The sequence below is a fragment of the Campylobacter concisus genome, from assembly GCF_002913945.1.
GTDB classification, from domain to species: domain Bacteria; phylum Campylobacterota; class Campylobacteria; order Campylobacterales; family Campylobacteraceae; genus Campylobacter_A; species Campylobacter_A concisus_P.
The window spans coordinates 1-12,639 of record NZ_POZK01000031.1 but is presented as its reverse complement, the minus strand read 5'-3'; the positions used below and the strand labels follow the sequence as shown (position 1 = coordinate 12,639).

Genomic DNA, 12,639 nt, shown 5'->3' with positions numbered 1-12,639 from the left:
ATGAAAAGACGAGATTTTATAAAATTTTCTGCACTTGCAGCCACTGCGGCGCAGGCAAACAAGATAGAGGGCGTGACAAAAACCATTTTTGACCAAAAGAAAACTTTTGGAGCAAATAGATTTGGTCTATTTTGGGCAAATACCAACTCAAATCAAATCGTCTCTGTTGATCCATTTGATGGTGATAAATTCCCAAATACAATGAATAATAGCTTGCCAGATCTCATCCAAAACGAAAGCCGCGTACTCTATCCGTACGTAAGAAAAAGCTACTTAAAGGCAAAAGGCGCAGCAAAAAGTGAGCTTCGTGGCAAAGAAGAATTTGTACGTGTTAGCTGGGATACAGCACTTGACCTTGCTGCAAAAGCCTTAAAAGAAAATTTTGACAAATATGGCCCTGAGAGCATCTACGGCGAATGCTACTGGTGGGGTGGCAGCGGTAAGATCAGCTGGGGTAGGACCGTTGGTCACAGGATGCTAAAAGTGCTTGGCGGATACGTCGAAGAGAGCGGCGACTACTCAACTGGAGCTGGTCTTGTCATCATGCCTCACGTCCTTGGAAATAGTGCGGTTTATGACGCTCCTACAAAATGGGAAGCTATGGTTAAAAATGCTAAGAACATTGTATTTTGGGGTACTGACCCGCTTGTAACTGGTCAAATTTCATGGCAGCCACCAACACATGATGGTTATCTTGGCATTAAAAAGATAAAAGATGCTGGCATTAAAACCTATAGCGTTTGCGTCTTTAAAAATGACACCACAAGATACCTTGACTCCGAAACTATCATCGTTCGTCCAAACACTGACGTAGCAATGATGCTTGGTATGTGTCACTATCTTTATGAAAACAAACTCTATGACGAGGAATTTATCAAAAAATACACAGTTGGTTTTAATAAATTTAAAGACTATCTGCTTGGCACCACCGACAAAGTAGTAAAAGACGTAAACTGGGCTAGTAAAATTTGTGGTGTAAAAGCTGAAGATATCGCTAAATTTGCTACCGTACTTGCAAAAGAGCCAAGCACTATTATCGCTGGCAGATCTCTTCAAAGACAAGATCACGGCGAGATGGGCTTTTGGGGTATCGTAACACTTAGTGCGATGCTTGGCCACATCGGTAAAGAGGGTCTTGGATTTGAGTTTAACCTCTACTACGGAAACGGCAGCACCGACAAGATAGCACCTGCTCTAAAAGGTATCAGTACTAGGATAAGCGAGAAATATGAAAATGTAGATGGTGCTCCGTGGAAGAAATTTAAAAACGTAACCATCCCATCTTCAAGATCAATAGAAGCTTTGCAAAATCCTGGCAAAGAGATAGATTATGATGGCTCTAAGATCAAACTTCCACATATGAGAGTAGCTTATATGGCCTCTGGTTCGATGTTTACAAGACACCAAGATGTAAACAATGCAGTTAAAGCATGGCGTAAATTTGATACTGTTATCACAGCTGAGCCATTTTGGACAAGCACAGCTAAACTAAGCGACATCGTCTTACCAGTGGCACTTGAAGTAGAGAGAAATGACATCAACCAAAGTGTCCCATCAAGCGAATACATCGTAGCATACAAACCAGTAGTTGAGCCAATGGGAGAAAGTAGAAGCGATTACTGGATCTGCTCACAAATCTGCAAACGCTGGGGTAGAGAAGAGGTCTTTACTGAGGGTAAAGATGAGCTTGGCTGGGCAAAAGAATTTTACGCAGATGCGGTGGAACAAGCCAAAGCACTAGATCTTAAAATGCCAAATTTTGATGAGTTTTGGAAAGAGGGCTATGTCAAATTTGACAAAGACAATGAAGAAACAAAATACTACACAAGACTTAGTGAATTTAGAGAAAACCCACACAAAAATCGCCTTGGCACGCCATCAGGCAAGATAGAGATATACTCTCCAACTATTGCTAAATTTGGCTACAAAGACTTTGCTCCACACTTTGCTTGGATAGAGCCGTTTGAGTGGCTTGGTAGTGAAAAAGCTAAGAAATATCCATTTAGCATCACAACCCCACACTCAAGATATCGCTTGCACTCTCAGCTAAATAACTCAATAATCAGAAACTATGCTGAAGTTTGTGCTAGAGAGCCGATGTTAATAAATACAAACGACGCTAAGAAAAAAGGCATCGCAACTGGTGATGTAGTGAGAGTCTTTAACGACAGGGGTGAAATTTTAGTAGGAGCGCTTGTCACTGACATTATCCCAGAGCACGTCATCGCTATTTGTGAAGGCGCATGGTACGACCCTGAAGTGCTTGGCGAGAGGAGTCTTTGTAAGCATGGCTGCATCAATGTCCTAACACGTGACAAAGGCACATCTAGCATCGCTCAAAGCAACTGCGGACATACGATACTAGCGGATCTTGAAAAATATAAAGGCGAGATCAAACCAATAACTGCGTTTTCTAAACCAAAAATTTTACAATCTTTGTAGAATTTATATAAATTTAGCCCTCGCTTGGGGGCTAAATTATTTTTAGGTCATTTATATCTTCAAATTTGATCCTAGTTTTTACAACCATAAGAGTTTTATTTTTGAAATTTACGTCAGAGATTAGTCCGCTAGCACTTGTATAGGTGTAGCCGTCATGATAGCTCACATATACTTCATCAGCCGGCCTTAGCTCGCTTATCTTTTTAAAAATTTCATCGACTTTGCTTTCATCAAGCTCTAGTTTTTCGCATTTCTCTCGCTCTTTTTGTCGCAAGGCTCGCTCTAAGGTTGAGAGAGGATTAAACGAGCTAAAAATTTTTGCTCTATCTTTACTCGCCACTTTTGTGCCCTCCGATCTTTTTATTTCGGTCTTGCCCAGTGGCTTCTGGTAGTAGATCGATCGCTCTTAAAACCGAGTTTTTACCAAATTTTTCTTTTATGAGATTTAGGGATTTTAAAACCGCCTTTTCTTTAGTGTCATCATCAAAAAGACTAGAGTGAGCGAGGCTCTCTTTTACTACGTCGTTTGCACTGATGCTAATTTGCCTAATCAGCCCAACATTTTTTATCTTATTTAAGAGTAACTCTTCGGCTGAACTCATCAGCATGCTTGAAACATTTGTTGGTGTTTTAAATCGAACGCTTGCACGCTGTAGTGGCTCAAGCTTATCGGCAAATTTTATATTTATCGTTATTCCACTTGCCATTACTTCTTTGTTGATCATCCTAAGTGCTAGCCTATCCGCCATCTCTTTTAGCACGATCACTGCCTCACAACGTTCGTAGTCTCTTGGTAAAATTTCAGAGCTAAAGTAGGATTTTGTGCTTGGTTTATATGCTTTTATGTCAGCTATTGTTGTTGGCTCTATGCCATTTGCGTGATCTATCGTTATATAGGCATCAACTCCAAAAAATTTCTCAAGCAAGCTTCGCGGAGCATTTGCTATATCTTTCATACAAAAAATTCCATGTTTTTCCAGCTTTAGCCTAGTTTGCTTACCGATACGCCAAAAGTCATCTAGCGGTTGATGTGTCCAAAGACGTTCTTTATAAAGCTGCTCGTCTAAAAATGCAATCCCATCATCACTGTGCTTAGCCAGGATATCAAGGGCGATTTTTGCGAGGTATAAATTTGTACCCATGCCACAGGTAGCCGTCACGCCAGTAGTTTTTAAAATTTCATCCATTATCTTTTTGGCTATGGATTTTGCGTCGGTATTATAAAATTTAACATAAGAAGTAAGATCGATAAAGGCTTCATCGATAGAATAGACATAGATATCATCTTTTGAGACATATTTTAGGTATATCTCATAAATTTTAGCCGCATAGTCGATGTAAAACTGCATTCTAGGCGGTGCGATCATAAATTTTATAGCCTTTGGTATTTCAAAAAGCCTGCATCTATTTTTCACACCTTTGGCTCTAAGAGCTGGGCTAACGGCTAGACAAACACTTCCGTTGCCGCGACTATCGTCAGCCACGACTAGATCGGCTTTAAACGGATCAAGTCCTCGCTCTACGCACTCAACTGAGGCATAAAAGGACTTTAGATCAATGATGGCATAAAATTTTTGCACTTCGTTTTTCATGGAGTGATTATAGATGAAAATTAGTAAAAGTTCGTTTTTGAAAAATCGATCTTAAGGCTAAAATTTCTAATAAAAATTTTTTAGAAACAAAATAAGTAAAATGGATAAATTTTACTAGCGGAGTTAGGGTAATGCAATGCATAACGAAGTTAATATAATTGGCTCTACCATTGAAAAAAGCGGACAATCAGGTGTTTATAGTGGTTTAACAGATAGAAGTGATGTAAATTCTAGCAAAGTAAAAATAAAAATGGCGAGTCTATGCTTGGAGCTTTTGCTATACCAACATTTGATAACAGCGATGAAGATGCCAAAATAGATGGTAGAGTTAGAAACTATGGACTTGGTATTTTTTCAAGGCTAAATTTGCCGCGTGATTTTTATATCGATCTCATGGCAAAAGCTGGTAGGAGCAAGACTGAGGTTGATGCGAAAAATGTTGATTATAAAATCTCAATGCCATACTACAATGCTAGCTTTGGCGTCGGCAAAAAGATAAAATTTGATAGTTTTATACTTGATAGTGGGCTAAACTACACACTCTCTTATGTTGGTAGCGATGAGGCAGATATCGGACAAAGCACATTAAAATTTAGCAGCGTTACATCAAGTAGAGCTAAAATTTACTCAAAAATAGCCTATGATGCTGGTAAATTTAATCCTTATGGAAAAATTAGTGCTGAGTATAAATTTAACACCAAGTCAAAAATAGCAGTAATCCAAGAAGACGAGGAGATCAGCCTAACTCAAAAAGGCACAAGCTCAGAGGTTGAGGTCGGTCTAAGATATACGCCAACTTATGCAACACTCATAAATTTTGGCATAGCACAATCTTTTGGTAAAAGAGATCAAAGCAGCGTAAAACTTCAGTTTGCTTATAGATTCTAAAAATTTAGTGGACAAAAGCCACTAAATTTTACTCATTTTTATAGATTGTAAATTTATATATTTATATATTTATTTGGAAGTAGTATATAAGTATAACCAGAAGTAATACAATTATATTTTTTATAAAAGAATACGTTATAATCGTACTTTCATTATACTAAAAAGGAAGTATTAAAAAATGAAAGAAGAAGTAAGTAGTAATATAATAATACCAGAGCCATCTTTTGGAAGTAATTTGACTAATATTATTTTAGATTTGGAAAAGCTAAGGACCAAAAGGCTTGGCGGTGATGTACCTCCATATATATTTTTTCAGCTTAAAAATATTTTTCAGATTTTAGAAACTTTAGGATCAGCCAGAATCGAAGGAAATAATACAACATTATCTGAATATGTTGAGAAGATTATAGATAAAAATTTGACAGATGAAAGCGATGATGAGATAAAAAGCTTAGAAAATGCCATAGCTTTTATAGAAGACAACACAAATGAAGAAACCATATTTGATCGTGCCTATATTTCAGAAATCCATAAAATTATTACAAAAGGCTTAACACCGCCGACAAAAGGTGAAGGATCTAACTATCCTGGAGAATTAAGGTGACATGACGTAAGTATAAAAAAATCAGGACATATTCCACCAAAGCACTTTATATTGCCAGATTATTTTAATAAGTTTATAGAATTTATCAACGAAAAACATAAGGAGCAGTACCAGCTTTTAATGGTTGCTATTGCACATCATAGATTTGAGTTTATTCATCCATTTGACAATGGAAATGGTAGAATGGGTAGACTTTTAAATTATGCTTTTTTAATTAAGCTCGGATTTAAAGTTAAGCAAGGTAGACTTATAAATCCGTCTTCTGTTTTTTACGCAAATAGAGATCAGTATTACGATATGTTGTCGTGCGCCGATACTTTAGAGCCTAGAGATTTGTTAGCTTGGTGCGAATATTTTTTAATAGGATTAAAAAATGAGATCGAAAAAATAGACCATCTTTTAAAAAAAGAATATGTACAAAAAATTATACTTCTACCAATGCTCAAAATAGCACTAGATAGAGAACATATAACAAAACAAGAATTTGATATATTGACGTATATTGTTAAAAAAGATGATATGTGTATGAAAGCCGAAGAACTTGATAAATTTGGTATACGAAAATCAAAAGAAAAATCAAATATTATGGCAAAACTGAAAGATAAAAAAATGGTTAGATCCATAACTGATGGTGGAAGAATTTACACTATATATTTTGTAAATAATTATCTTTTGCGTAGCATTATGCATGTATTAAAAGATAGTGGTTTTGTCTCTGATTTTTTAAATAATAATATTTAAGGGTTTTTAGAGTCCTACCTAAACAGCTATTATAAAAAGCCAAAAAGGCATTGTTTAAGATCAGGCATTATCTCTAAAGAATATTACTTATACTTTTTTCCACCAGAGTGACAGTTTTTACCGCTACCGCAACCACAGTCTTTTTGCCTAAACTCTTTTGCGTAAACGAAATATCCCGCACCGACTGCCATTACAATCAAAATCGCAGCTTCATACCAAGCCATATTTTTCCTTTTAAAGACGTTTCGCCGCGTCAAATTTAAACATTTCGCGGCGAGTTTATTAATTTATTTTGAAATATCTTTTGACTCTACGATGACCTCGTGGCCTTCGCCCGCAAACATCCTAGCCTTATATTCGCCCTCGGGCTTTTTAAAAGTGTACATACTGTCTTTATCAAATTTGCCCTCGATAATAACCTTGCCGTTTTGTAAAACCTTAAACTCCACGCCGCTAGCGCTACTGCCGTCGCTAAATCCCGCCTCGCATGTAACGCTACCGTCGCCGTTATCTATGCAGCTCATAAGTGCCGTATGCGCAAACGCAGGCAAGCTCGTAAGAGCCACCAAAATAGATGAAAATAAAATTTTCTTCATTTTTTCTCCTTTGATAAAGTTAAATTTACTTTTTGACGCCGCCGCTCCAGTTTTGGCGTTTTTGCGGCATAAATCCTAAAACAATCACGAAAAACAAAAGTATAAAATAATACGTCCCCATCGCTGCCAGCCCGCTAAGCTCATAAGTATTTGCCAGCGTGAAAAACGCCGAAGCTATAACAAGAGCCAGTGTAAAAGGGAAAAATATCCCAAACGCCATCCACGCGTAGCTATTCGTTTGCATTTTTACGACGATCATCGTAGCGATACATGGCGGCGTAAGCAACATAAAAACGATGATAGAAGCCGCATGAAGCGGAGTATAGCCGCTACTTTGCCTCATTGCTTCTTCAGGCCTCATCTCTTCGCCACTACTTGCTTCGGTGGCTTTACCGCTTTCGTATATACTACCAAGTGTTGCCACTGCAGACTCCCTGGCGGCAAACGAGCTTAAAAACGCTACGTTTATCCTCCAGTCAAACCCTGCAAATTTAGACACGGGCTCAAGCGCGCGCCCGGCCATACCAAGAAGCGAGCTTTCTATCTTGTCGTTTTTTTGCTCTCTTAGGATCGTCTTTCTTTGCGCCGAGAGCTTTCTAAGCGCCGAATTTATCGCTTTTGCGTCTTGATCGGTTTTTGGCATTATAAATTTATAAAACTCGGGGTTCTCGGCCTCGTATTTTTCGTCTACGCCTTTGCCTCCGCCCATCTTTTTAGCTTTGTATCCGTCGTAGAAATTTAGTAGCCGCGCGACCTTTTCTCTGCTATCTATGCTCGCATAATAGCTTGATTTTTTCGCAGCCGTCTCAAAATTTGCTAGAGCCTTGGCCTCTTCGTTTGCATAATACTCCTGCTTTTCGTTTGAAAGTCCCGGAAACTGTAAAAGCGCAAAGAGTATCACGGCTACTGCGATGACGATTGTGCAGACTTTTTTAATATACAGCCACACACGCTCGCACGCTCTTATCACGACGCCCTTAAACGTCGGCAGGTGATAAGGCGGCAGCTCCATCACGAAGGGCGCGGTTTCCCTTGTCTTTAAAATCGTCGAAGTTAAAAATTTAGCTATCAAAAGTGCCGATAACATCGTAACGGTCGAGATATAAAACATCATCACGCTCATTTGCGAAGCGTCTATGCTTTTGCTCCCGTCCGCCGCCACGGTCGTAGTCGTATAAAACGCGCCCAAAAGCAGCGTGTAAAAAGGCACCTTAGCTAGGCAGTTCATCAAAGGAACGGTGAGTATGGTAGCCATCCTAGCTCTATCGTCGGCGATACCCTTAGTAGACATGACGCCCGGTACCGCGCAGCCTCCTACAAACGCCCCGCCAAGCACCAGCGGTAAGGTGCTTTGCCCGTGTAGGCCGAATTTTTTAAAAATTTTATCTAAGACAAATGCCATCCTAGGCATATATCCGACATCCTCTAAAATCGCGATCATCGCAAAAAGTATAAAAAATATCGGCAGGTAGTTTAAAAGCGCGACGGCGGAATTTACGAGCCATATAGCCGCATCGGTAATGAGCGGTACTTTAGCAATATCTGCCGCAGGCGTAATATCTACCACAAAGTTTTTAATAGCCGCAAGCAGTGGCCAAGTGTAGTTCGTGAGCTTATAACCAAAAACTATACTACTCTCGTAAATCGCAAAAATAATGGCAAAAAGGATCGGAAAACTAAGCCAGCGATTTAGGATTATTTTATCTATTTTGTCCGTTAACGTGGCTTGATTTTTCTTGGTCTCTTTTACGCACTCGCTAAAGACTATGCTCGCGTTTTCGTATCTAAGCGCAGCCAAATAGCCCTCAATGCTTTTGCCCGTTTTTTCGTTAAATTTAGCCCTTTGCTCCGCCGTTAAATTTTCTATTTCGGCGTTAGAGTTTTTTAGCAAATTTAAGGCTGCAGCGTCGTTTTCAAGGGCTTTTACGCAAAGCCATCTCGTACTTATGCCTTTATCTAAAGATACGCTATTTTGTAGCTCTAAAACAAAAGGCTCCAAATCCTCGTAATTTACCTTAAATTCTTCGTAGTTTTGTTTTAGATTTTTAGCGTTTCTTAAAATATCTAAAATTTCAGCCTTGCCCTCACCCTTTGACGCGCTAGCGCAGATTACGGGACATTTTAAAATTTTAGCTATTTTGCCGGAGTCTATGATTATGCCGCGTCTTTTGGCTACGTCTAGCATATTTAAGACGATGACGACAGGAACGCCTATTTCAAGCAGTTGAAAGGTTAAATATAAATTTCGCTTTAAATTTGAAGCGTCGATGATGTTTAAAATGACGTCAGGTTTTTCGTTTACGATAAATTCTTTCGCGACTTTTTCTTCAAGCGAATACGAACTAAACGAATAAGTACCAGGTAGATCGACCATTTCGACGTCCACGTCTGCGATGCTAAAAAATCCCGATTTTTTATCGACGGTAACGCCTGGGTAGTTTGCGATATGCTGACGTATGCCGCTTATCATATTAAATACGGTGGATTTGCCGCAGTTTGGTTGCCCCGCAAGAGCTACTTTTATTTGCAAACTTCAACCTCCACTAACGTCGCCTCGCTTTTTCTAAGCGAAATAAGACAGCCTTGAATTTTAAGCTCTATGGGATCAAGAAGCGGAGCGAGTCTTACCGCCTCGACGACGGCTCCGTTTATAAAGCCCATATCAAGCAGCTTTAAAAGCAATTTGCCGTCTGCTTTTAGCCCCTTTATCTCATATAAATTTCCGATCTTTGCATCGCTAAGATTCATCTAAAATCCTTAAAATTTGACCGCCCAAGCGTTCAAGCGGTCAAATCGTAATTTATTTTACTTCAAACGTAAAAGAGGCGATCGCTGTCTCTTCGTCGCATTTTTTAGCATCTGCGTAAGGGAATTTATGCACTACTTTTAGCACCCATTTTCCTGGCCTAAGCGCTAAAACCTCGGTTTCTCCTTTTAGATCGGTTGTAGCGTGAAACGCGCTTTTGTCTTTTAAAAATCCGTCAAAGGTGCCGTCAATGGTAGCGACTTTTAAAGGCTTTCCTTCAAACAACACCTTTACTTTAAACGAAACGGCTCGCCGACTTTAAATTTTGCAGGATTTGCTAGAGGCACGATTTCTAGGCGTTGTCCAGTTGATTTGGTTATAAAGTCATCTTCTGCGCCGATATTTATGACGCTTTTTGCGCTCATCGTAGCGCGGCGGCAAAATTTAGCATTTTTTATCGTCTCTTTAGTGCCGCCCATGTGCCATTTGCCATCGGTATCTTCCGTCCAAAACGTAGGTTTGTATTCGCCGGTAATCGCGTAGGTGCCCTCTTTTAGCTTTGTACCCTCGTAGTGATAGTTCTCTCCGCTTTGTTTTAACGCGATTTTACCGTCTTTGCCAAGGATTACAGGCGCTTCAAAGTTATTTACGCGCTCGGCGTCAATCGGTTCTGATTTTGGAAAATCATGCCCAAAGCCTATATCTACGCTAGCTTTTTCGCCGTTTTGTCCAAATAGCCAAAAATCATGCGCGCTTACTACACTAAATGCACCTAAAATAGCTAGTAGAGCTAAACTTTTTTTCATTTTTTATCCTTTAATAAAAATTTATTAGATTTAAAAACTATATTTTACGCCTATGCCAAAGGTTCTACCTTTGCCGTAAGTAACAAGGGTGTTGCTAGCTCTGGCTCTAGCATGAGTAAAGTACTCTTTGTCGGTTAAATTTTTGACATAAAGATATACATCAAAGCTATCTTTTAGATAACCAACTTTTGCATCTGCTGTAAAGTAGCTCTTTTGAGCAAGCGTATTTTGCTCATCAAAATATGTCCTACCTATCATGTTTCCATCAAGTCTGGCATAAATTCCCATCGGAGCATAATATGAAGCACCAAGAGAAATTTTATACTCTGGATTTTTCTCGATTCTATTGCCTTTATTATTTGAGCCGTCTTTATTGATATAGTTGCCATATTTAGTTTTAAGCAGGCTTGCGGCCAAATTTATATCAATCTCCTTGCTGGCTTTTAGAGTGCCTTCAAATTCTACGCCCATAGATGTTGATTTATCGGCATTTGATATATAGTATATGTTAGAGTTGTTAGGGTCGGTATAGAATATATGAGTACCTTTAATAGCCATATAAAATAACGCTGTAGAAAATCTAAAACTATCATATGTGCCTTTTAGGCCAATTTCGTAATCATCACTTGTCTGAGCATCAAATTTATTATCTTTTCTGCTACCACCAGTTGTATAAAAGTTAAAACCGCCTGCTAAGTAACCTTTTGAATACATCGCGTAGATATTTAGCTCGTTGGTAAGATCGTATCCAAGTGCAAATTTAGGCAAAAACGTTCTAAAAGTCTCTTTTTCATCCATTGAAAACGCTGGTGTACCAGGAGTATGTCCTAGCGGATAAGAGAAATAATCAACCTTGGTGTGCTTTTTGATCTGTTGTAGCCTACCGCCTAGTGTCACATCAAATCTACTAGTAACTGGATAGATAACTTGACCAAATGTCGATATTGTCTGCGCACGATTTACAGACGGCCAGTCCTCTACTATCGTATTACCACCATAGCCATATTGATCTCCGATAGGGCCAAAAACTTGCTTTTCCTTTTCAAAGTATAATCCGCCGACCCACTTAAAGCTTTGCTCATCTGTACTGCTAAATCTAAGCTCCTGCGATAAAGTATCGTTTTTAGAGTTTAAAAATGTAACTAGCCCGTAGTGGTCGGGATGCAGGTAAGTTGCCTTGCTACCAAAGTCCTCGTCGTAAAGTCCATCTTTTTTAGCTCTACGAAAAGTCGTAGCCGATGTTACATCAAATTTATCAAATTCATATTTTAGATCTATCGCACCAGATGTTGAAGTCTGCTTTACGCGAGCTGGAGTTTCTAAATTGATATGTTTGGCTTCGCTTTTTGAGATATCATAAAATCTACTTTTTGGGATAAAAAGCTCGTCAAGTGAGTCGTCTTGTCGGTGAAAAACGTCGCCACGAATTTTTACAGTAAGACGGTCGGTTGGAACAATCTTTAAATTTAAACCAAAGTTATAATTTTTCTTATCATTGGCTTTATCTCCGTTTAGATCGTTTATGATCCAGCCATCTTCTTTAGATGCCGAGCCATTTAAGCCCAAAAATAGCTTATCATCGATTAGCGCACCGTTTGTTTCAAAGAGGCCCAGCATGTATTTGTTTGATCCATATTCAGTACCAACACTACCTCTCCATTCATTTTCGGGCTCTTTTAAGACGATATTGATTATGCCACCGATAGAGTCTTTGCCATAAATCGCACTACTAGGACCTCGTAAAACTTCGACATGGTCAATGTTGGTTACTGGATGTAGGCTGCATCTTTGTTACTCTGTGCCACACCGCCTATGTAGACAGTTACTGGATTTGAGCTAGTGTATATAGATGGGTTTAGTCCTCTAGTGCTGATACCCTCATACATTCCACCTACACCGCTGATATTTGGTATAGTTTTTACCAGCTCTTCTACATTTTTTACGCCTCGCTCCTCTAAATCAACATCACTAATTACACTGATGCTTTGAGGCACGTCCTTTAAATTCTCACTGATTTTGTTTGCGGTAACCGAAACTTCACCAAGCACTATATCTTCTGCGGCTACGGCTGAATTTGTAAGAATCAATAAAGCAGCCGTTAGTCTAGATAGAGAAATTCTTTTCATATTTGCTCCCTAAACTTAAAAATTAATTGTAGAATTATAGGGAATTAGATAATCATTGTCAATACTATAATAATAAAAAATTTATATAAAAATAATAC

15 protein-coding genes are annotated in these 12,639 nt (G+C 38.9%); 5 read left to right on the top strand and 10 right to left on the bottom strand.

What is annotated here, in order from left to right:
• Positions 1 to 2,442 carry a molybdopterin-dependent oxidoreductase gene (locus tag CYP64_RS07050; RefSeq protein WP_103649207.1) on the top strand — a complete coding sequence of 814 codons (2,442 nt, stop codon included), beginning with the start codon at positions 1 to 3 and terminating at the stop codon, positions 2,440 to 2,442.
• Between the two features lie 31 nt (positions 2,443 to 2,473).
• On the opposite strand, the gene CYP64_RS07045 is transcribed toward CYP64_RS07050, so the two are convergent.
• Together CYP64_RS07045 and CYP64_RS07040 are read right to left on the bottom strand one after the other, a co-directional pair.
• The gene (locus tag CYP64_RS07045; protein ID WP_223155376.1) at positions 2,474 to 2,782 is read right to left on the bottom strand and encodes a YolD-like family protein; all 309 of its coding nucleotides are present in this window, start codon (positions 2,780 to 2,782) and stop codon (positions 2,474 to 2,476) included.
• A complete protein-coding gene (locus CYP64_RS07040; RefSeq protein WP_103640862.1) occupies positions 2,772 to 4,034 on the bottom strand; it encodes a Y-family DNA polymerase in 1,263 nt (420 codons plus the stop codon). Before CYP64_RS07040 ends, CYP64_RS07045 begins: the two co-directional genes overlap by 11 nt.
• A 136-nt stretch (positions 4,035 to 4,170) precedes the next feature.
• Between CYP64_RS07040 and CYP64_RS10045 the strand changes: the two genes are divergently transcribed.
• The 4 genes from CYP64_RS10045 to CYP64_RS07025 all read left to right on the top strand — a co-directional run bounded on the left by CYP64_RS10045 (position 4,171) and on the right by CYP64_RS07025 (position 6,267).
• Positions 4,171 to 4,353, top strand: coding sequence for a hypothetical protein (locus CYP64_RS10045; protein WP_141089418.1), 183 nt, complete (start codon positions 4,171 to 4,173; stop codon positions 4,351 to 4,353).
• Positions 4,296 to 4,922 (top strand): autotransporter outer membrane beta-barrel domain-containing protein, encoded by a 627-nt coding sequence (locus tag CYP64_RS07035; RefSeq protein ID WP_103649206.1) that lies wholly within the window; start codon positions 4,296 to 4,298, stop codon positions 4,920 to 4,922. The genes CYP64_RS10045 and CYP64_RS07035 overlap by 58 nt, the downstream gene beginning before the upstream one ends.
• A gap of 178 nt (positions 4,923 to 5,100) precedes the next feature.
• A complete protein-coding gene (locus CYP64_RS07030; protein WP_103649205.1) occupies positions 5,101 to 5,526 on the top strand; it encodes a hypothetical protein in 426 nt (141 codons plus the stop codon).
• A gap of 12 nt (positions 5,527 to 5,538) precedes the next feature.
• A complete protein-coding gene (locus CYP64_RS07025; RefSeq protein WP_103649204.1) occupies positions 5,539 to 6,267 on the top strand; it encodes a Fic family protein in 729 nt (242 codons plus the stop codon).
• Between the two features lie 83 nt (positions 6,268 to 6,350).
• Here CYP64_RS07025 and CYP64_RS10040 read toward each other — a convergent pair whose 3' ends face one another.
• From CYP64_RS10040 to CYP64_RS06990, 8 genes are all read right to left on the bottom strand, one after another.
• On the bottom strand, positions 6,351 to 6,491 hold the full coding sequence (locus CYP64_RS10040; protein WP_159070072.1) for a hypothetical protein: 141 nt from the start codon (positions 6,489 to 6,491) through the stop codon (positions 6,351 to 6,353).
• A gap of 63 nt (positions 6,492 to 6,554) precedes the next feature.
• Positions 6,555 to 6,863 carry a hypothetical protein gene (locus CYP64_RS07020; RefSeq protein WP_103649203.1) on the bottom strand — a complete coding sequence of 103 codons (309 nt, stop codon included), beginning with the start codon at positions 6,861 to 6,863 and terminating at the stop codon, positions 6,555 to 6,557.
• Between the two features lie 25 nt (positions 6,864 to 6,888).
• Positions 6,889 to 9,393 carry a ferrous iron transport protein B gene (feoB, locus tag CYP64_RS07015; RefSeq protein ID WP_103649202.1) on the bottom strand — a complete coding sequence of 835 codons (2,505 nt, stop codon included), beginning with the start codon at positions 9,391 to 9,393 and terminating at the stop codon, positions 6,889 to 6,891.
• A complete protein-coding gene (locus CYP64_RS07010) occupies positions 9,384 to 9,611 on the bottom strand; it encodes a FeoA family protein (protein ID WP_103649201.1) in 228 nt (75 codons plus the stop codon). The genes feoB and CYP64_RS07010 overlap by 10 nt, the downstream gene beginning before the upstream one ends.
• 52 nt (positions 9,612 to 9,663) lie before the next feature.
• Positions 9,664 to 9,894 (bottom strand): hypothetical protein, encoded by a 231-nt coding sequence (locus CYP64_RS10340; RefSeq protein ID WP_258032981.1) that lies wholly within the window; start codon positions 9,892 to 9,894, stop codon positions 9,664 to 9,666.
• Between the two features lie 5 nt (positions 9,895 to 9,899).
• Positions 9,900 to 10,415: a DUF4198 domain-containing protein gene (locus CYP64_RS07005; RefSeq protein ID WP_258032980.1), complete on the bottom strand. Its 516-nt coding sequence runs from the start codon at positions 10,413 to 10,415 to the stop codon at positions 9,900 to 9,902.
• A gap of 30 nt (positions 10,416 to 10,445) precedes the next feature.
• Positions 10,446 to 12,032 (bottom strand): TonB-dependent receptor, encoded by a 1,587-nt coding sequence (locus CYP64_RS07000; protein WP_103649200.1) that lies wholly within the window; start codon positions 12,030 to 12,032, stop codon positions 10,446 to 10,448.
• Positions 12,033 to 12,181: 149 nt separating this feature from the next.
• Positions 12,182 to 12,541, bottom strand: a complete 360-nt coding sequence (locus tag CYP64_RS06990; protein ID WP_103649199.1) for a TonB-dependent receptor plug domain-containing protein — start codon at positions 12,539 to 12,541, stop codon at positions 12,182 to 12,184.
• Positions 12,542 to 12,639: the final 98 nt, after the last annotated feature.